Origin of the sequence: Methylocystis sp., from assembly GCF_021731785.1 — a bacterium.
Classification (GTDB): Bacteria; Pseudomonadota; Alphaproteobacteria; order Rhizobiales; family Beijerinckiaceae; genus Methylocystis.
This window is the reverse complement of record NZ_JAKFWS010000021.1, coordinates 1-17,140: the sequence shown is the minus strand read 5'-3', so window position 1 is coordinate 17,140 and position 17,140 is coordinate 1. Positions and strand designations below refer to the sequence as shown.

22 protein-coding genes are annotated in these 17,140 nt (G+C 61.3%); 8 read left to right on the top strand and 14 right to left on the bottom strand.

The annotated features are described in order from the left end of the window. From hemB to gatB, 3 genes are all read right to left on the bottom strand, one after another. A complete protein-coding gene (gene hemB, locus QZ964_RS04650) occupies window positions 1-1,026 on the bottom strand; it encodes a porphobilinogen synthase (RefSeq protein ID WP_292529261.1) in 1,026 nt (341 codons plus the stop codon). A gap of 728 nt (window positions 1,027-1,754) precedes the next feature. Continuing rightward, window positions 1,755-2,039, bottom strand: a complete 285-nt coding sequence (locus QZ964_RS04645) for a hypothetical protein (protein WP_292529258.1) — start codon at window positions 2,037-2,039, stop codon at window positions 1,755-1,757. A 674-nt stretch (window positions 2,040-2,713) separates the two neighbouring features. Next, complete coding sequence (gene gatB / locus QZ964_RS04640; RefSeq protein WP_292529300.1) at window positions 2,714-4,183, bottom strand: Asp-tRNA(Asn)/Glu-tRNA(Gln) amidotransferase subunit GatB; 1,470 nt, start codon at window positions 4,181-4,183, stop codon at window positions 2,714-2,716. Window positions 4,184-4,269: 86 nt separating this feature from the next. Here gatB and QZ964_RS04635 point away from each other — a divergent pair, with 86 nt between their 5' ends. Continuing rightward, the gene (locus QZ964_RS04635) at window positions 4,270-4,599 is read left to right on the top strand and encodes a PGPGW domain-containing protein (RefSeq protein WP_292529256.1); all 330 of its coding nucleotides are present in this window, start codon (window positions 4,270-4,272) and stop codon (window positions 4,597-4,599) included. On the opposite strand, the gene QZ964_RS04630 is transcribed toward QZ964_RS04635, so the two are convergent. From QZ964_RS04630 to gatC, 3 genes are read right to left on the bottom strand one after another with little or no spacing between them, the layout of a single operon-like run. Further along, window positions 4,566-4,946, bottom strand: coding sequence for a chorismate mutase (locus QZ964_RS04630; protein ID WP_292529254.1), 381 nt, complete (start codon window positions 4,944-4,946; stop codon window positions 4,566-4,568). The genes QZ964_RS04635 and QZ964_RS04630 overlap by 34 nt on opposite strands. A gap of 2 nt (window positions 4,947-4,948) precedes the next feature. After that, window positions 4,949-6,439, bottom strand: coding sequence for an Asp-tRNA(Asn)/Glu-tRNA(Gln) amidotransferase subunit GatA (gene gatA, locus QZ964_RS04625; protein WP_292529252.1), 1,491 nt, complete (start codon window positions 6,437-6,439; stop codon window positions 4,949-4,951). A 52-nt stretch (window positions 6,440-6,491) separates the two neighbouring features. Continuing rightward, complete coding sequence (gatC, locus tag QZ964_RS04620) at window positions 6,492-6,779, bottom strand: Asp-tRNA(Asn)/Glu-tRNA(Gln) amidotransferase subunit GatC (RefSeq protein WP_292529251.1); 288 nt, start codon at window positions 6,777-6,779, stop codon at window positions 6,492-6,494. Between the two features lie 155 nt (window positions 6,780-6,934). Here gatC and ruvX point away from each other — a divergent pair, with 155 nt between their 5' ends. Continuing rightward, window positions 6,935-7,399 (top strand): Holliday junction resolvase RuvX, encoded by a 465-nt coding sequence (gene ruvX / locus QZ964_RS04615; protein ID WP_292529249.1) that lies wholly within the window; start codon window positions 6,935-6,937, stop codon window positions 7,397-7,399. A 76-nt stretch (window positions 7,400-7,475) separates the two neighbouring features. Continuing rightward, window positions 7,476-7,787 carry a hypothetical protein gene (locus QZ964_RS04610; protein WP_292529247.1) on the top strand — a complete coding sequence of 104 codons (312 nt, stop codon included), beginning with the start codon at window positions 7,476-7,478 and terminating at the stop codon, window positions 7,785-7,787. A gap of 1 nt (window position 7,788) precedes the next feature. Here QZ964_RS04610 and QZ964_RS04605 read toward each other — a convergent pair whose 3' ends face one another. After that, complete coding sequence (locus QZ964_RS04605; RefSeq protein WP_292529245.1) at window positions 7,789-7,998, bottom strand: hypothetical protein; 210 nt, start codon at window positions 7,996-7,998, stop codon at window positions 7,789-7,791. After that, window positions 7,911-8,981, bottom strand: coding sequence for a DNA-processing protein DprA (gene dprA / locus QZ964_RS04600; protein ID WP_367119221.1), 1,071 nt, complete (start codon window positions 8,979-8,981; stop codon window positions 7,911-7,913). Before dprA ends, QZ964_RS04605 begins: the two co-directional genes overlap by 88 nt. 112 nt (window positions 8,982-9,093) lie before the next feature. Between dprA and QZ964_RS04595 the strand changes: the two genes are divergently transcribed. Continuing rightward, window positions 9,094-9,783, top strand: coding sequence for a hypothetical protein (locus tag QZ964_RS04595; RefSeq protein ID WP_292529243.1), 690 nt, complete (start codon window positions 9,094-9,096; stop codon window positions 9,781-9,783). Window position 9,784: 1 nt separating this feature from the next. Here the strand turns inward: QZ964_RS04595 and QZ964_RS04590 are convergent, their stop codons facing one another. Continuing rightward, complete coding sequence (locus tag QZ964_RS04590) at window positions 9,785-10,030, bottom strand: DUF6471 domain-containing protein (protein ID WP_292529241.1); 246 nt, start codon at window positions 10,028-10,030, stop codon at window positions 9,785-9,787. A 97-nt stretch (window positions 10,031-10,127) separates the two neighbouring features. Here QZ964_RS04590 and QZ964_RS04585 point away from each other — a divergent pair, with 97 nt between their 5' ends. Next, complete coding sequence (locus tag QZ964_RS04585; protein WP_292529240.1) at window positions 10,128-11,108, top strand: IS1595 family transposase; 981 nt, start codon at window positions 10,128-10,130, stop codon at window positions 11,106-11,108. Window positions 11,109-11,112: 4 nt separating this feature from the next. Here QZ964_RS04585 and QZ964_RS04580 read toward each other — a convergent pair whose 3' ends face one another. From QZ964_RS04580 to plsY, 4 genes are all read right to left on the bottom strand, one after another. After that, a complete protein-coding gene (locus tag QZ964_RS04580) occupies window positions 11,113-11,616 on the bottom strand; it encodes a hypothetical protein (RefSeq protein WP_292529238.1) in 504 nt (167 codons plus the stop codon). Window positions 11,617-11,861: 245 nt separating this feature from the next. Continuing rightward, the gene (locus QZ964_RS04575; protein ID WP_292529236.1) at window positions 11,862-12,302 is read right to left on the bottom strand and encodes a hypothetical protein; all 441 of its coding nucleotides are present in this window, start codon (window positions 12,300-12,302) and stop codon (window positions 11,862-11,864) included. 9 nt (window positions 12,303-12,311) lie between these two features. Beyond that, window positions 12,312-12,449 (bottom strand): hypothetical protein, encoded by a 138-nt coding sequence (locus QZ964_RS21480; protein ID WP_367119219.1) that lies wholly within the window; start codon window positions 12,447-12,449, stop codon window positions 12,312-12,314. Continuing rightward, on the bottom strand, window positions 12,446-13,039 hold the full coding sequence (gene plsY, locus QZ964_RS04570; RefSeq protein WP_292529234.1) for a glycerol-3-phosphate 1-O-acyltransferase PlsY: 594 nt from the start codon (window positions 13,037-13,039) through the stop codon (window positions 12,446-12,448). Before plsY ends, QZ964_RS21480 begins: the two co-directional genes overlap by 4 nt. Window positions 13,040-13,264: 225 nt before the next feature. On the opposite strand from plsY, the gene QZ964_RS04565 reads away from it, so the two are divergent. The 3 genes from QZ964_RS04565 to QZ964_RS04555 are packed head-to-tail and all read left to right on the top strand — an operon-like array spanning window position 13,265 to window position 16,130. After that, a complete protein-coding gene (locus QZ964_RS04565) occupies window positions 13,265-14,332 on the top strand; it encodes a YcjF family protein (RefSeq protein WP_292529231.1) in 1,068 nt (355 codons plus the stop codon). A gap of 6 nt (window positions 14,333-14,338) precedes the next feature. Further along, on the top strand, window positions 14,339-15,154 hold the full coding sequence (locus QZ964_RS04560) for an exodeoxyribonuclease III (protein ID WP_292529229.1): 816 nt from the start codon (window positions 14,339-14,341) through the stop codon (window positions 15,152-15,154). A 34-nt stretch (window positions 15,155-15,188) separates the two neighbouring features. Beyond that, window positions 15,189-16,130, top strand: a complete 942-nt coding sequence (locus tag QZ964_RS04555; RefSeq protein ID WP_292529226.1) for a CBS domain-containing protein — start codon at window positions 15,189-15,191, stop codon at window positions 16,128-16,130. A gap of 6 nt (window positions 16,131-16,136) precedes the next feature. Here the strand turns inward: QZ964_RS04555 and QZ964_RS04550 are convergent, their stop codons facing one another. After that, window positions 16,137-16,601, bottom strand: a complete 465-nt coding sequence (locus QZ964_RS04550) for a hypothetical protein (RefSeq protein WP_292529224.1) — start codon at window positions 16,599-16,601, stop codon at window positions 16,137-16,139. Window positions 16,602-17,140: the final 539 nt, after the last annotated feature.

Below are 17,140 nucleotides of genomic sequence, written 5' to 3'. Positions count from 1 at the left end.
TCACGCTCTTTCCTGCAACGCCTGCGCGGCGCGAACCGCGAAATAGGTCAGGACGCCGGCGGCGCCAGCTCGCTTGAAGCCGAGCAGGCTTTCCAGCATCGCCCGCTCGCCGTCGATCCAGCCATTTTGCGCGGCCGCGGTAATCATCGCGTATTCGCCCGACACCTGATAGGCGAATGTCGGCGCCCGGTAGGCGTCGACGACGCGTCGCACCACGTCGAGATAAGGCATTCCGGGCTTCACCATCACCATGTCGGCGCCTTGCTCGAGATCGAGCGCCACCTCGCGCAGCGCCTCGTCAGAATTGGCGGGATCCATCTGATAGGTTCGCTTATCGCCTTTAAGCGTCTTGGCTGTTCCAATCGCGTCGCGGAACGGTCCGTAGAACGCCGACGCATATTTCGCTGCGTAGCTCATGATCTGGACATTCTCAAAACCCTCAGCGTCGAGCGCCTTGCGAATCGCCTCGACCCGTCCGTCCATCATGTCGGAGGGCGCGATGATGTCCGCGCCGGCGCGCGCCTGGACCACCGCCTGTCGCGCCAGCACGGCGACAGTCGCGTCGTTGACAATCTCGTCGCCAACGAGAAGGCCGTCGTGGCCGTGACTGGTGTAAGGATCGAGCGCCACATCGGTGATCAGGCCGATGTCGGGAACGGCGCGCTTGATCGCCTGGCATGCGCAACAAACGAGATTTTCCGGATCGAGCGCCGCGGTCGCGCGCTCGTCGCGCAGGTCGGGATCCGTGTAGGGGAAGAGCGCGACCGCAGGAATGCCGAGCGCGGCGGCTTGCGCCACGGCTTCAACCGCCGCGTCGACGGAATAGCGGCACACGCCTGGCATTGAGGGCACAGGCTCGCGTCGATCCGCCCCGTCGATCAGAAAGAGCGGCCAGATCAGGTCCGAGACATCAAGCGCGTTTTCTCTGACCAGGCGGCGCGCCCATTCGCTCTTGCGATTTCGGCGCGGACGGTGAAGCAAGCTTAGCTGCGCCGCAGCGTCGGTTTGCCTCTCTGCATCATTCATGGAGCCTCCGCTTCTTGCGCTGTTTCCTCAGCCAACGCCTCAGCCGCTTCCGAGGCGAACGGACTTCAGGCTATAGAGGATCGACGGACATTGCGCGTGCGCGAGGAAAAACCATTGAAAATCGGCTCGCGCAACTTTTCATTGCGCCGATGGGCGCGCGCTGCGGCGATCGGCGCAGCCGCGCTTTTCGCTGCGAGCGCGACCCTCGCACAGGTTAAGCCCGCAACGCCCGCCCCGCCCTCGCGTTCCGCGCCAACGCCGCAAAAACGCGCGCCTGAACAGAATGTCCGGCAGCCGGCGCGGAAACCGCCCCAAGACGCGGTTCCTGCGGCGCCAAGCGCGAAGCCTGCTCCTCCAACGACTCAGCCGCCAGGAGTCAGCGCGCTGCCGCCGCCGCAAGCGCCGCCTCCAGTCGATACGAGTCAGGCACCGCCGTCGCTTCCCCGCGCGCCGCGCCAGAAGATGCGCGCCTGCGCTGAGCAGTGGGACAGGATGAAGCGTGAGTCGATTAGAGCTTTGCCGACTTGGCGCGATTTCGCGACGGAATGCCTGACGCGTTAGGCGTCTCAAAAAGGCCGCGCGGCGGACGCGCGCGCAAAAAAATAATCAGCTGTGACTGCTATCGCCCGGGACGCGTCAGGCTGGACGCGCGCCCCCGGGCGATGAGTGCATGAAGCGCTGTCGCAATGGCGCGAACTGATCGATCGCGCATACGAGGGCGCTTCGCCTTACATGGCGTCCGTTGGAGCGGACGGGGTCGGCGCCTTGACCTTGCGTGGCGCGCGCTTCTTCGCGGTAGCCTTGCGAGCGCCCTTCTTAGCGCCGGCCTTCTTCACGCCGCGCTTTTTGGTCGCCGCCTTGCGGACGCCCTTGCGGGCCGTCTTCTTCGCAACGGTCTTTCGCGTAGCCTTGCGGGCGCCTTTCTTTGCCGCTGACTTCTTCGTCGCAGCCTTCTTCGCGGTTTTACGCGCACCCTTCTTCGCCGCAGCCTTCTTGGCCGGCTTACGCTTCATTGTAGCTCTCGCCATAATAAGTCCCCTTGATCCGAATTGCCGGAACTGTGCTCGACCGACAATACGCGTAAATAGCGTAACGCGGTTAACCAGTCGTTCAAGAGGTAAGCGCGCAGAAGTGATCGACTCAACGCACGACAAGGCATGTTGAGCGCCGTCGCACGACAAGCAAAACGATGGTGCAGCTGCTTTGCGAACGCTTCAACGAGACTATCGCGACAGGTTTGCATCTCGCATTGTATTGCGACGGTCCAAGCGCGGAATCCGTTAGCGACATCTGCTCGCAACAGCCTTCAAATCGTGCGCGCGCATGCTGGGCGACACGTCGCGCTTGGCGTTCAATTACTTGATTTGCTTTTGTATCCGCGAACATGCGTGAGTCATCCGCGCGAGCTGCGAACGCGCATCGGGAAATGTGTCGAGACACGATGAATACGCGCTGGGCGCCTCTGCGGCGGACGCACAAATCAAATTCCGCCGAGAGGCGGAGCGCATCGAACGCGATGGGAGGCGCGCGCGTCGGCAAGCCATGTCGCGAAGCCGCATGGGGAGAAAAAAAATTTGTGGCTAGCGCCGCCGAATCGAAAAAAAACGGCGCGCGACGCCTCGGTTCGGAGAAGAATCGCGCAACGCGCGTCGCAAACTGATTCGTTTTTGACGGCGAAAGGCGAGCGTCAAACGCCCAATCTGCGCTTCAACAGTTCGTTCACCGCCTGCGGATTCGCCTTTCCGCCAGTCTGCTTCATCACCTGTCCGACGAACCATCCAAGCATCGTCGGCTTCGCCTTCGCCTGCTCCGCCTTGTCGGGATTAGCGGCGATGACGGCGTCGACGGCGGCTTCAATGGCGCCGGTGTCGGTCACCTGCTTCATCCCGCGCGTCTCGACGATCTCCTTGGGGTCGCCGCCTTCGCTCCAGACGATCTCGAAAAGATCCTTGGCGATCTTGCCCGAGATGACGTTCTGCGAAATGAGGTCGACGATCGCGCCCAACGCCTGCGACGACACCGGCGAGCGCGTCACGTCGAGCCCTTCCTTGTTCAGGCGGCCAAACAACTCGTTGATCACCCAGTTGGCCGCAAGCTTGGCGTCGCGGCCCTTCGCCGTCTCCTCGAAATAGTCGGCCGCGGCCCGCTCCATCACGAGCACGCCGGCGTCGTAAGGCGGCAGACCGTATTGCGCGATGAAGCGCGCGCGCTTGGCGTCGGGCAACTCCGGCAGGTGCGCCTTCAGCGCGTCGACATAGGCCTGGTCGAATTCGAGCGGCAACAGATCGGGATCGGGAAAGTAGCGATAATCATGCGCTTCCTCCTTGGAGCGCATCGACCGCGTCTCTCCCTTGCCGGGATCGAACAGCCGCGTCTCTTGATCGATCGTGCCGCCGTCTTCGAGAATGCCGATCTGACGGCGCGCCTCGACCTCGATCGCCTGGCCGATGAAGCGGATGGAGTTGACGTTCTTGATTTCGCAGCGCGTGCCGAGCGGCGCGCCCGGCCGGCGCACCGACACATTGACGTCGGCGCGCAGCGAGCCTTGATCCATATTGCCGTCGCAAGAGCCGATGTAGCGCAGGATCGTTCGCAGCTTCGATACATAGGCGCGCGCCTCCTCGGCCGAACGCATGTCCGGCTTGGAGACGATCTCCATCAGCGCCACGCCGCTGCGGTTGAGATCGACGTGGCTTTCCGTCGCCGAAAGATCATGCAGCGACTTGCCGGCGTCCTGCTCGAGATGCAGACGTTCGATGCCGACCGTGATGCGCTCGTTCGGCGACACGTCGACAATGACGGCGCCCTCGCCGACGATCGGGTGCTTGTACTGGGAAATCTGATAGCCCTGCGGCAGATCCGGATAGAAATAGTTCTTTCGGTCGAAGACCGAGCGCAGGTTGATCTTGGCTTCAAGACCGAGACCGGTACGGATCGCCTGCTTGACGCACGCCTCATTGATCACCGGCAGCATGCCCGGCATCGCCGCATCGACGAGCGAGACATGATCGTTGGGCGCGCCGCCATACTCTGCGGAAGCGCCCGAAAAGAGCTTGGCGTTGCTCGTCACCTGGGCATGGATCTCCATGCCGATCACGACTTCCCAATCGCCGGTTGCGCCCTTGATGAGCTTGGTTGGAGCCGCCTCTGTCGCCATATCCGCCTCGCTAAACATGCTTCTTCCATATAAACCACGCTTCGCAGGAGCGGAATGGCCGGCGCGATGCCGAGGAAAGCGACGAAATGGCCAAGAACAGCAATTCGGATGACAGGGGAAAAGGACTGATTGCGCGCATGCGCAACGCTCCCCGCCACGTGAGCATTCCCGTCGGCGTCGGCTTGATCCTCGGCGGCACCATTCTCGCGCCGCTTCCCGTCTTCGGGGTCTGGATGGTCCCTATCGGCCTCGCGATCCTCGCCCCGCACTCTCCGGGCGCGCACAGACTGTCGCGACGCTTTCACTGGTGGTCGATAAAGTTCCTGCGCTGGTCCATCCGTAACGGATTCGTGCGCGTCAAGAGAACGACGCGCAACGGCGATCAGGAGACCGGGCCGCCGCCCGAAGAGGGTTGAGAATCGCGCTTGGGCGCGCGGTCGCCCATCAGTCGCTCTTCATACTGGATCGACCAGTCGATCAGCGCACGCCAGAGGCTCATCGCGATTTCGACCGACAGGCCCTCTCGGCGTGCGACGCCAAGCACATGCCCCAACACTTCATCGACGCGCTCGGGCACATTGGCGGGAATCCCAAGGGCGGGCTTGACCCGCGCGGCTCGCTCGATCTGTCTTTGTCGCTTCGCGAGAAGCGCGACCAGCTCTTCGTCCAGTTCGTCGATCAACCGGCGAACGTCGGACATTTCGTCCTGCAGCTCCTGCTCGGAGCGTTCCGCAATATCCTTTTGAGCGCCCGGCGTGGTCATCGTCAGCTCTCACGCCACCACGGCCGAGGACGTTCGATCTTCGGCACCGCCTGCTCGATCGCTGCGGCGAGAGAAAACAGCGTCTCTTCGTCGAAGGGTCTGCCGATCAGCTGCAATCCCAAGGGCAAGCCGTTGGCCGCGAGACCCCCCGGAACAGCGACGCCAGGAAGACCGGCCATGTTCACCGTAACGGTGAACACGTCATTGAGATACATTTCGACAGGGTCCGCCGCGCCCTTCTCGCCTTGCGCGAAGGCGGTCGACGGAGTCGCCGGCGTCAGGACAGCGTCGACGCCCGACGCGAAGGCTTCGTCAAAGTCGCGCTTGATCAGACTGCGGACTTTCTGCGCGCGCACGTAATAAGCGTCGTAATAGCCCGCCGAGAGCACATAGGTGCCGATCATAATGCGCCGCCGCACCTCCGAACCGAAGCCGGTCGCTCGCGTCTTCTCGTACATGTCGGTAACGTCGCGGCCCTGCTCGCGACGGCCGTAGCGCACGCCGTCGTAGCGCGCGAGATTGGACGACGCTTCAGCCGGCGCGATGATATAGTACGTGGGCAAGGCGTAGCGGGTATGCGGCAAGGAAATTTCGACGATCTCCGCGCCGGCGTCCTTCAGCCAAGCGGCGCCTACGTCCCACAAAGCGGCGATCTCCGCCGACATGCCGTCAATGCGATATTCCTTAGGCACGCCGATACGGCGTCCTTTCACCGACGCGCCGACGGCCGCTTCATAATCCGGCACAGGCGCATCGACGCTGGTCGTGTCCTTGGGATCATGGCCTGCCATCGACCCCAGCATGATGGCCGCGTCGCGCACGGTGCGCGTGATCGGGCCCGCCTGGTCGAGCGAAGAGGCGAAAGCAACTATACCCCAGCGCGAACAGCGGCCATAGGTCGGCTTGACGCCCACAGTCCCAGTGAAGGCGGCAGGCTGCCGGATCGAGCCGCCTGTATCTGTCGCCGTGGCGCCGAGGCAAAGATGCGCCGCCACCGCCGCGGAGGAGCCGCCCGACGAACCTCCCGGCACAATCTTGGCGTCGGGATCGCCAGCGCGACGCCACGGCGAAACCACGGGTCCGAAGGCGCTCGTCTCATTGGACGAGCCCATCGCGAATTCATCGAGATTGAGCTTGCCGAGCGTCGCCGCGCCGTCGCGCAGCAGGTTGGCCGAAACAGTCGATTCATAGGTGGGCGTGAAATCGTCGAGAATGCGGCTCGCCGCGGTCGTGCGCACGCCTTTCGAGCAATAAAGATCCTTTATGCCAAGCGGCAGGCCCTCGAGCGGCCGGGATTCGCCGCGCGCGATACGCAGGTCGCTTTCGAGCGCCTGGGCCAGCGCGCGTTCGGGCGTCTCGGTGATGAAGCAGTTCAGCGCGCGCGATTTCTCTATCGCATCGATATGCGCTTGCGTCAGCTCAACGGCGGAAAGCCGTTTCGATTTGAGAGCGTCGCGCGCCTCGGCCAAAGAAAGATGCGTGGGATCGGACATTTGTCCCTTTGTTTCTGAGGCCGCGGCAGGCGCGGCGCCGGCGCGGAACGCGCTATTCGATCACCTTGGGCACGACGAAATAATGGTCCTCCCGCAAAGGCGCATTGGCGAGAATATCGTCTACGATGCCTCCGTCGGTCACGACGTCGGCGCGTTTCTTCATTTGCATCGGCAAGGCGGAGGTCAAAGGCTCGATCCCGTCGACGTCGACCTCGCTCAACGTCTCGACGAAAGCCAGAATGGCGTTGAGTTCGCCACGCAGGCGCTCGACCTCGCTGTCTTCGATGGCGATGCGCGAGAGATGGGCGATCCGGCGGACGGTCGCGGAATCAACGGACATTAGGGCTCCGCAAGAAAGGTCTCGACGGGGCGCTATAGCGCCTGGTCTTTCGCGGCGCAATGATGGCGGCCGGTCGCTGGCTCAAAAAAAGGGGGAGCGCTCAACCCGCTCGGTTTGAGGAACGCCGGCCACATGATAGCGGAGGCGCGGTGACAATGCGCGCGACAACCCTGGAAGAACTGGCGACGCTTCTGCCGCCGAAAGGCCGACTGATGGGCTTGGATCTTGGGACCAAAACCATCGGTTTGGCGCTTTCCGACGTCGAACGGCGGCTCGCCTCTCCACTCGACACGATCGCGCGGGTGAAATTCTCTCAGGACGCTGCGAACTTACTCAATCGCGCGGCCGATTTTGACGTTTGCGCGCTCATCGTCGGACTGCCGCTCAACATGGACGGCACGGAGGGACCGCGGGCCCAGGCGACTCGCGCCTTCATGCGCAATCTTTCGAAGCTCGCGGCCCTCCCCTTCGGCTTCTGGGACGAACGCCTGTCGACCGCAGCCGTGACCCGCGAGCTGATTGCGCAGGACGTTTCGCGCGCCAAACGCTCCGAAGTCGTGGACCGCATGGCGGCCGCTTATATTCTGCAGGGCGCGCTAGACCGTCTGAAGCGGCTGTAGTCCGCCGCCGCCGAAACAATCACAACTTTTAATAGAATTTTTTCCCTTGACACGGGAAAGAGGCGGTGGAAGAAAAATGCAAGAAAGTCTTATGCTTAACTCATCCATCACCGCCTCGTGGTCCGTGTGGAGACCGATGACGATGTCCCGGCCGGATGCTTCCAAGAGTAACTCCAAGGAGCCCCGCGGAACAACTGCGGAGAACTCCAAAACCAATGAGGAAGCCGCCTCAATCGCTTCTTACATCACTGATATGGCGGATGAAATGGCGAAACTTGCCAGTCGTTGCGACATGCCCATGCTCTGCTATTTCCTGAATCTGGCGCGCGCCGAGGCCGATATGCGGGCGCGGGAGCTTGGCGGCTATCCGATCGATCGATCCGCCTAAATCACAACTTTTGATTGTAAACGAGTGAAACGCTGTTGGCCCCATGGCGCTGCAGGCGACCCTCGACATCAAGCTCGACCAGTACGCCCTGCACCTCGCGCGCCGTCAATCCGGCGACGCGGATCAGGTCATCAATCGCGATCGGCGCAGGCCCGAGCAGAGAAACGATGACCTCGTGGGCATCCGCCTGCGGCGCGCCATCGCCTTGCATTCGGAGGTCGGAATCGGCGACGCATTCCGCGGGCTCGGCACCGAGAAGCGCGCTGGCGCGGACCTCTCCTCGAACGCCGATCCGTCGGGGGCGGAGAAAAGATCCAGTTCGTCGATCAGGGTTTCCTCTCCGTCGCGCGCGTCGTCATCGAAGAGATTCTTGCGCGGCGGCGCGCCGGCGTTTTCGGCAAGGACTGAAATCACGTCCTCGGGACGCGCGCATAACGTCGCGCCTTGACGGATGAGATCATTGACGCCTTCAGCGCGCGGATCGAGAGGCGAGCCCGGAACCGCGAAAACCTCTCGCCCCTGCTCATTGGCGAAACGCGCGGTGATCAGCGAGCCGGAACGCCGCGCCGCCTCGACGACGATGGTTGCGCGGCTCAACCCGGAAATAATCCGATTGCGGCGCGGGAAATCGCGGCCGCGCGGTTCCCATTCGATCGGCATTTCAGAAACGATCAGCCCCCTCTCGGCGATCTCTTCGACGAGACGCGCATGTTCAGAAGGATAGGGGCGCGCGTGACCGCCGGCGAGCACGGCGATCGTGCCGGTTTCAAGCGCGGCGCGATGGGCGACGGCGTCAATGCCGCGCGCAAGGCCGGAGACGATGACGTAATTCTCAAGCGCGAGACTGCGCGCGAGCCGTTCCGTGAAAGTAAGACCCGCCGCCGAAGCATTGCGCGAACCGACGATCGCGACGCCGTCGCGCTGCGCGGCCCATGACGCGCCGCGCAGAGCGATCAGCGGCGGCGCATCGGCGATTTCCTTGAGCAACGGCGGATAGTCGGGATCGCCAGTGGTGACGAAGCGCACGCCGAGCGCGCGCGCCGCCTCGATCTCGCGCATCGCTTCCTCGCGGGTAGCGATGCGGATTGTCCGCCCGTGCAACGACCGCGCCGCGAGCGACGGCAACGCGTCCAGCGCCGCCCCCGCGCCGCCGAAGCGATTGATCAGCTGCCTGAAGGTGCGCGGCCCCGGTATTATGGCGCAAACGCCACAACGGGAGCCGCTAAGTGATCGCGATGCTCAGGACTCTAGCCAACGACTCATGGCAAATTGCCCCAGCGCCATATTTTGAGTGCGGGGAAAATCAATGTGGGCTGCGCTGCTGCGTAAATGGAAACTGCTTAGCGCTGCAATCGCATCTTTATGGCCCGCAAAACAATTCGTCCTATGGGCGCTTGACTGGCGCGGGCGGTATGACGCCGCGATCCAAAGCTACAACGATCTCGGGGGTTGGCACGCCATGATTGGCTACATCCTCAACCCACCGCCGTGGTTTTATTTCCCCGCATTCTGTGTCAGCATTGGGCTGATTCTTTGGCACTTTCGAGCGCCGAAACAAGTAACGTCAAGTAGCAGTATCACTAAACCACTGATTGAAGAAGGGTCGATTACATTGCGTAAAAACTCCCCAATCATAAAGGCTGGCGGCAATGTAAATATTGGCCATATCGGAGACGTATTTAATCAGGCACCGGAGCCAGAAGTAAAAATAATCGCCATGACCGAACGAGGCAATGGAGAAAAAGTCATCTATGATGCTGATATTGAAGTGATTAGCCCATATCCAATTGGCAGCCTATTGCTCTATGCAAAAGGACAAGGTCTGGAAAGTATTGATGCAACCCCAATGCGCGTCGGACCTTCCATTGGTGGACAATCAGGGATTCGCGAAGATGGCGCTTTCACGACGATAATGCATGCTTTTGGAAGATATAGGATTACAATTCATGCGCGCCATAAGACGAGTTTAGTTTTGGAGTATAGTTTTAATAGCTGATTCACTCGTCATATAAATGCAGAATCTTGCAACCAATCGCTTCTAAACATTGGATCATGAAGGCAGCTGTAAACCCGCCACGGCTAATTTTGTTGTTTAGGTTCCGCTCTGTCTCCTTCACCCCGATTGCCGCCAGCTTTTCGGCAAGCTGCGCATAGGTGACGCCGCGGCGCTTCAGTTCTCCTTTCAGGAGGTTTTTCACTTTCGTCTCATAGGCTTGTGTCGCCGGGTCTGCTTTCGCCGCCATAGGGCCTCCAAATATCATCATATATGGTGATATTAGCCATTGCTTTTGGATACGTCTACCGCTATATCCGATGCATAACATCATCGGATATAGTGATATGTCGCAGCACTTCCTCCTCTCCCGCGCCGCCAAGACGCTCTCGCTCGCCAGCATCTTCCGCATGTCCGACGCGGAAGCCGAGGCGATGTTCTGCCGCGTGCGCTGGCCCGATACTGACGGCAAGCCGGTTTGCCCGCATTGCGGCGGCGTTGACGCCTATGATTGTCGCCGCCCGAACGGCGCGCCGCGCTTCCGTTGCCGCGCCTGCGCGAAGGATTTCAGCGTGACCAGCGGGACGCTCTTTGCGTCTCACAAGCTGCCGCTGCGGGTCTATCTCGCCGCTATCGCCATCTTCGCCAATGAGGTGAAGGGCAAGAGCGCTCTCGCCATGTCTCGCGACTTAGGAACGTCCTACAAGGCCGCGTTCGTCCTGTTGCATAAGCTGCGCGAGGCGATGGCCGAAGAGATGAAAGGCCGCGTCGTCGGCGGACACGGCGAGGAAGTGGAAATCGACGGCGGCTATTTCGGCGGCTACGTCAAGCCGGCGAACATGCGCGAGAACCGCCGCGATCGTCGCCGCGCCGTCAATCAGACCGGCAAGCGCCAATGCGTCGTCATAGTCCGCGCCCGCGACGGCCGCTCGGTTCCGGCGGTCTTCCGCTCGGAAGGCCACGCGCTCAACTTCGTTCGCACTCGCATCGCCAAGGGCTCAATCGTTCACGCCGACGAAGCCGGCTCTTGGGATGCGCTCCACGCCGCGTTTGAAATGAAGCGCATTAATCATCAGGAAGCTTACAGCGACGACGGCGCGTGCACGAATGCCGCTGAGTCCTATTTCTCGCGCCTACGCCGTGCCGAGATCGGCCATCACCATTCTGTCGCGGGCCAGTATCTGCTCCGCTATGCGCAGGAAAGCTCTTGGCGCGAAGATCACCGCCGCATGTCAAACGGCGAACAGGTGAGTCGCATTGCGGCGCTGGCTATGAAGAAAAAAGGCAGCCCGAATTTTACCGGATACTGGCAGCGTCATTCAGTGTAAGGCCCTATTTATCGCTGGGAGCGCCACTGACTGCAGTAGAGCTGAATCCAACGCCTGGACCAGATTGTGTGACTTTAAGCCCGGTTCCATTTCCGGCCTGAATGACGCGAGCGCCTGTTACGGATTGTCCGGGCAGGCCATGCGCCGTCACCTCCATCCCTGTAGATGGAGCGCCATTAGCCCCAGATGAATTTACTTCAACAGCCGCACCGCCTTGATGGTCACCCTTAATTTCAAGCCCGGTTACATAACTTTGGTCATCTTTTTGCATTGGGTGCTCCATGTAGGATTGAGGTTTTGATATCTGGGCATTTCCAGTGAGTGTGAATAGCCATAGGGTAATCATCGCGGAAATAGCGCCTATTGTTCCGACTACAATATAGCGTGTGAGCATTTGCGAATCCCCGCTTGTGGCTCCCCAAATCAATCCCGTCGCCCAAAAAAGTGATCCAGCGAGCCCAAAAGCTACCTTCGCCGATTTTTTATGATCAAATGTCGGGGCCAGCATTATTGCTCCCCCGATGCCATAAAAAATTGCCGACGCGCTTGGCGTGATAAGGAGCAAAAAGTCAGTTGTCCCCATCTTGCTTTTTGTTCCAGAAGCACGGTGACAAACTCCCTCGTTTCGCGTAGCCTACAGGCTAGCGATGAAGCGGTTCGTCACTCCGAATCAAAGGGGATTCCGGCCCCGACGATTCAATATGGAAATTTAGTCTGAAATGGACGCGGGCGCTAGCGCCCGCGCCGTGCTTTCTATGGCATTAACTCCCACCTCGCTGGCTTTCCCTCGCCAATGGCCCGCACGGTCTTACCGTCATTATTCCGCAGCGACGCTTGCACGCCCCCGAACAGGTTCCTGAAATCTTCTCTCGACGGCTGGGAAACGTCTTTTGAGGCCAGCAACCGCGACGTGATCTCGGAAGCCGTGAGAGGCGTTGGCGCATCCCTGAGAATTTCCAGAACGCTGCGGAAGATCGTCCCACGCTTGAAATAGGGATTCGGCTTGCGACGGCGAACCGCTATCGAGCGGACGCAATAGGAAGGGTCCAGCATTTTCAGGACCGCCTCGACATGCTTCATGTCGGCGGCGAGCCGTTCGGCCTCTTTCTTGTTCTCTATGATTTTGCCGCCTAGCTCGGCGTGAAGGCGCTCAAGCGTGAAGCGGGCTTGCTTCGTGCAAATCTCGGCTCTCATGCTTGAAAGCTAAGATCGCGACTCCGAAATATCTTGTGGCGTTTGCGCCATAATACCGCGCGGCCCAACGTTCTCGCTGCGAATGAGCCTGAGCCAGTCGACGAGCTGCGCCTCGCTCAACCGTCCGCCTGGCGAAGCCTCGATCACGTCTTTTGTCCGATCCGCGTCTCGGCGCCGGCGCGCAGACGCGTAATATTGTCTCGATGCCGGTAGTAGACGATCGCGGTCATGATCGTGACGACAACGGCTTCGCCTCTTTGGCCAAACATCAATAAGGCCAGCGGCGCCGCCGCGCTCGCCGTCAGCGCGGCAAGCGACGAGTAGCGCGACAGCGCTGCCACCGACAGCCAGACGACGCAAAAAATCAGCGCCGTCGGCCAGCTCAGTCCAAACAGCACGCCAACAAAGGTCGCGACGCCCTTGCCGCCCTTAAATTGCAGCCACACTGGCGCTATATGGCCGACAAAGGCTGCGAAGCCGGCGATCATGCCGCCCTCGGGCGACAGCGTTGCGCCGATGAGCGCCGCCGCTGTTCCCTTCAGCCCGTCGAGCAGCAGCGTCGCCGCCGCCAGGTCTTTTCGGCCGGTGCGCAAGACGTTGGTCGCGCCGATGTTGCCCGAGCCGATCGAACGAAGATCGGGGGCGCCAGCCACGCGCGTAAGAAGAAGACCGAAGGGAACGGAGCCCAGCAGATAGCCGATCGCAAGGGCAAGGAGGTCGTAAACGATGACGTTCATGCGTGAAAACGCGATACTTCTCGACAGCGAAAGGCGCGGGAATGCTAAAGGAGGCGCCATCACGCCGCAACAAGCGTTTTTCGGCGCGGCTTCGCCTGGGTCTGAGGCCGTCGCGCCTTGGCGGCGCCCTTCTATGATGAGATCGCTTCTTCGAATCTCTGTCGAAAAGATCCGCTTCGCCTTTTCACACGCGAGGCGCTAAGGAAGGCCAGGATCAGGATCCCCATGACCCAGCAACGAAGGCCGCGTCCCCGAGCGTTCCGCCTCGAAGGCGACCAGACGGTCACCTCCAAGGCCGACGAGGCAAGGCGGCCGTCCGTCGAGGTGGTCGAAGCTGAATTTGACGCTTTCGCGCGCGAGGCCGCGGAGCTCGCCGACGGCATGACCGGCGACGAAGCCGCCGTCGAAGCGGCGCAGGCGGACGGCATGCTGCGCCGTTACGTCTTCTCCTGGGGCGGCGTCTTTCTGTCGGCGGTCAGCGGACTTTTGTCGTTGGCGCTGACGATGTGGATATGGGGGGTCGTCGAAGACCTGTTCCGGCACTCGGCCATTCTCGGGACACTGGGGCTGAGTCTTGCAGGCATCGCGGCCGTCGCGGCCATCATCTCCCTCACGCGGGAATTTCGCGCCATCGGCCGGCAGAATCGCATCGCCAAACTGCACGTTGCGCTGGCTGAGGCGCACGCGAGCGATGATAGGAAAGCCGCGCGCGAGCGCGTCGGCGAACTTTGCAAGCTCTATGAGGATCGTCCCGACACCGGCCGGGCGCGCGCGCTGCTGAAGGATTATTTGAAGCAGATTATCGACGGCCGCGATTTGATCGCGCTCGCCGAGAGCAATCTCGTCGCGCCGCTCGACGAAGAGGCGCGGCGCGAAATCGCCGGCGCCGCCAAACGCGTTTCCGTCGTGACGGCGATCAGCCCACGCGCGCTCCTCGACGTTCTTTTCGTCGTCGGCCAGGCGGTCGTGCTGATGCGGCGAATCGCCGAGATTTACGGCGGCAGACCGGGGCTGTTCGGCTTCTTCAAGCTCGCCCGTTCGGTCGGCGCGCATCTTGCGATCACCGGCGGCATGGCGGTCGGCGACTCTTTGCTTCAGCAGGCGCTCGGCCATGGAATCGCCGCCCGCGTTTCCGCAAAGCTCGGCGAAGGCGTTTTGAACGGGCTTCTCACCGCGCGAGTCGGCCTTTCCGCCATGGCCGTCTGCCGCCCGACGCCGTTCATCTCCGTGAAACAGCCGGGGGTCAGCGACGTCGCGCCTTTCCTTTTTCGTGGCGACAAGACCAAGAGCTGATCATCTTTGAAACCGGCAAGCCTCAAGATCACCACCTGGAACATCAATTCCGTGCGGCTGCGGTTGCCGCTCGTCGCAGAATTTCTAAAAAGCCGGACGCCGGACGTGCTCTGCCTGCAGGAGACGAAATGTCGGGACGCCGAATTCCCGATGAAGGATCTCCACGCGCTCGGCTATGAGCATATCGCGATCAACGGCCAGAAGGGCTACCATGGCGTCGCCGTGATATCGAAGCGGCCTTTGCGCTTCGTCGAAAAGCGCAACTTCTGCGAAAAGGGCGACGCGCGTCATATCTGCGTTGAGATCGACTCTGAAGGCGGCCCGATATCGCTGCACAATTTTTATGTGCCGGCGGGCGGCGATGAGCCCGACGTCGACATCAATCCGAAATTTCAGCACAAGCTCGACTTTCTCGACGAAATGCGTGACTGGATCGTCACTGAGGGCGTTTCGCGCGGACGCGTGGCGCTGGTCGGCGATCTCAATGTCGCGCCGCTCGAACATGACGTCTGGAGCCACAAGGCGCTGTTAAAGGTCGTGAGCCACACGCCCGTCGAGGTCGAGAAGCTGACGGACGTTTTTCAGGCTGGCGCGTGGATCGACGCGATGCGGCATTTCGTGCCGGCGGAAGAAAAGCTTTATACTTGGTGGAGCTATCGCGCGGCGGATTGGGAGGCGTCGAATCGGGGCCGCAGGCTCGACCATATTCTGGTGAGCGAGGCGCTTGCAGGCGGTCTCAAACGCCTCGACGTGCTGCGCGACGCGCGTAGCTGGACCCGGCCGTCCGATCATGTGCCGGTGACGATCGAACTGTCGGGCTGAGCATGCGTTTAGGATCGGGAGGCGAGACGGCGGCATGATCGCGCGCGATCTGATGAACAGCGACTTTCCATATGTCATGGCGGACGCAGATCTCGATTACGTCGCGAAACTGCTCGCTGACTGTGGTCTCGGCGCTGTGCCGGTCGTCGATGACGACCTCACGCCAATCGGCATTGTGACCCGGAGCAATCTGGAACAGGCCCGAGCCAGCGTCCCGCCCGACCTCGGCGCCATCCCGGCATTTCTCTTGCGCGACAGGCCAAAGCGCCAGTTCCACGCCAACGGGCGCGCGCTCCGCGAAGTGATGACCACTCCAGCGATATCAATTCCCGACGTCGCCAAAGTTACCGACATTGCGCGAATTATGGAGAGTCATAGCCTCAAGCGCATCCCCGTCGTCCAAGGCCACAGGATCATCGGGCTCGTGCTCCGCAAAGAAGTCATGGAGGCGATGAAGGGCGGCTTCCCCGCTTTGGCGCTGGAGGCGCATCGGCGGCGCCCGCTCTTCTCGATTCCGCAGCGAACGGTCGAACGCTGCGCCTTAGCGACGGCGCAGGAATTTCGCGAACTCGTGGCGGCCCGAGAGCGCCAACTCGAACTGGAGCGACTTGAGCGTCGCCGCGTCGCGATCGAACTGCGCGATCAGCGCATCCGTGAACTCGCAAGTCAGCGGCTGACCGAGGGCCAATGGCGGGACATGCTGGAGCAGGCGCGGCGCAGCGCGGCGGCAGGGCTCACCGAACATCTGCTGATCCGCTTTCCGTCGCAGCTTTGCATGGACGGCGGACGCGCGATCAATGCGCCCGACCCCAATTGGCCGGCGACTCTGCGCGGGGAACCGGCCGACGTGTTCCAGCGCTGGCACAACGAGTTGCACCCGCGCGGCTTTCGCATCGCGGCGCAGATAGTCGATTTTCCTGAAGGCCTGCCAGGCGACGCGGCGCTGTTCCTGCTGTGGAGCGCGACCCGCAGTTGAACGCGGTCAGCCGCCGCCGACGCCCGTGTCGGCGCGCAGAGCCGCGAGCGAAGGATATCGCTGCGCACGACCGTCAGTTTGAACCTCGACCGAACCGTCGGAAAACATCACATAGACCGAGTCGCCAGCGGCGTAGCGGTCGACTTCGACCGGCGGCTTTTCCTGCGCGCCCGCAGCGGCGGCAGTTGGAAGATCCGTCGGTTGCTCAGACGCATTGGACGCTGCCGCTGGCGGCTTTTGCTGAGCGCTGGCCTGCATCGCTGGCGCATTGTCGGCGATGCGGCCGAGCACGCCGATCGCGCGCCCAAGCGCAATCGTCACCACGCCGCCCGAGACCGCCGTCGCGCCGCCGATGAAGAGGCTCCAACCGCGCTCGAGCTGGATGTAGTCCCAGCCTGCCCACATGCCGTAAAGGCCGGAAAGCACAAGCGCGAACCCAAGCAATAGCACGCCAAAACCGTGACGTTTCATCGTTATCCTTCGAATGTTGGCTAGCGCGGAACCTACCACATGCTGCGCTCATCGGCACAATCGGCGGCGGACGTCAAAAGTTACAAGTATTAATTTCGTCGCAATACAATATAGCGTCGCAAAGCGTTCGCCGCCATCTCGTGAGGTTAAACGCTATATATATGGTCATCATCTCATATTGCATCAATATATAGCATGTATGGATTTTATACGCTCGGCGTCGTGATATTTTTTCGTTTTAAATTTCAACTGTTTATAAGTATCAAAAAGATGCGTCAAGATGTCGTGTCGTAATTCAGTCATCCAATACAAACGTCATCGCTACAGCGGCGGCGCGAGTGCGGCGGGGAAGCCTTCGGCACGCGCGCGCGTCTTCGCCAATCGTGGGGAGACTATAAATGGCGAGTGTAACTGGACGGCTCCAAAAACCTGTAGCCAAATCGGCTCCGGCTTGATTCACTTGCTCATGTCGCAGATGGAGCGCGATCATGGCCAAGGGAGCGGCTGGATTTTTTGACGTGGATGAGCGTCTGGCGGAC

Bases quoted from the DNA above. Each gene is read 5' to 3' on its own strand.
- gatA (WP_292529252.1), bottom strand. From the start codon at position 6,439: ATGTCCGATCCCACGCATCTTTCTTTGGCCGAGGCGCGCGACGCTCTC.
- QZ964_RS04585 (WP_292529240.1), top strand. From the start codon at position 10,128: ATGTCGCAGCACTTCCTCCTCTCCCGCGCCGCCAAGACGCTCTCGCTC.
- QZ964_RS04580 (WP_292529238.1), bottom strand. From the start codon at position 11,616: ATGCTGGCCCCGACATTTGATCATAAAAAATCGGCGAAGGTAGCTTTT.
- QZ964_RS04575 (WP_292529236.1), bottom strand. From the start codon at position 12,302: ATGAGAGCCGAGATTTGCACGAAGCAAGCCCGCTTCACGCTTGAGCGC.
- QZ964_RS04605 (WP_292529245.1), bottom strand. From the start codon at position 7,998: ATGCAAGGCGATGGCGCGCCGCAGGCGGATGCCCACGAGGTCATCGTT.
- QZ964_RS04565 (WP_292529231.1), top strand. From the start codon at position 13,265: ATGACCCAGCAACGAAGGCCGCGTCCCCGAGCGTTCCGCCTCGAAGGC.
- hemB (WP_292529261.1), bottom strand. From the start codon at position 1,026: ATGAATGATGCAGAGAGGCAAACCGACGCTGCGGCGCAGCTAAGCTTG.
- QZ964_RS04635 (WP_292529256.1), top strand. From the start codon at position 4,270: ATGGCCAAGAACAGCAATTCGGATGACAGGGGAAAAGGACTGATTGCG.
- QZ964_RS04645 (WP_292529258.1), bottom strand. From the start codon at position 2,039: ATGAAGCGTAAGCCGGCCAAGAAGGCTGCGGCGAAGAAGGGTGCGCGT.
- QZ964_RS04550 (WP_292529224.1), bottom strand. From the start codon at position 16,601: ATGAAACGTCACGGTTTTGGCGTGCTATTGCTTGGGTTCGCGCTTGTG.
- gatB (WP_292529300.1), bottom strand. From the start codon at position 4,183: ATGGCGACAGAGGCGGCTCCAACCAAGCTCATCAAGGGCGCAACCGGC.
- ruvX (WP_292529249.1), top strand. From the start codon at position 6,935: ATGCGCGCGACAACCCTGGAAGAACTGGCGACGCTTCTGCCGCCGAAA.
- QZ964_RS04630 (WP_292529254.1), bottom strand. From the start codon at position 4,946: ATGACCACGCCGGGCGCTCAAAAGGATATTGCGGAACGCTCCGAGCAG.
- QZ964_RS04610 (WP_292529247.1), top strand. From the start codon at position 7,476: ATGCAAGAAAGTCTTATGCTTAACTCATCCATCACCGCCTCGTGGTCC.
- plsY (WP_292529234.1), bottom strand. From the start codon at position 13,039: ATGAACGTCATCGTTTACGACCTCCTTGCCCTTGCGATCGGCTATCTG.
- QZ964_RS04590 (WP_292529241.1), bottom strand. From the start codon at position 10,030: ATGGCGGCGAAAGCAGACCCGGCGACACAAGCCTATGAGACGAAAGTG.
- gatC (WP_292529251.1), bottom strand. From the start codon at position 6,779: ATGTCCGTTGATTCCGCGACCGTCCGCCGGATCGCCCATCTCTCGCGC.
- QZ964_RS04555 (WP_292529226.1), top strand. From the start codon at position 15,189: ATGATCGCGCGCGATCTGATGAACAGCGACTTTCCATATGTCATGGCG.
- QZ964_RS04595 (WP_292529243.1), top strand. From the start codon at position 9,094: ATGTGGGCTGCGCTGCTGCGTAAATGGAAACTGCTTAGCGCTGCAATC.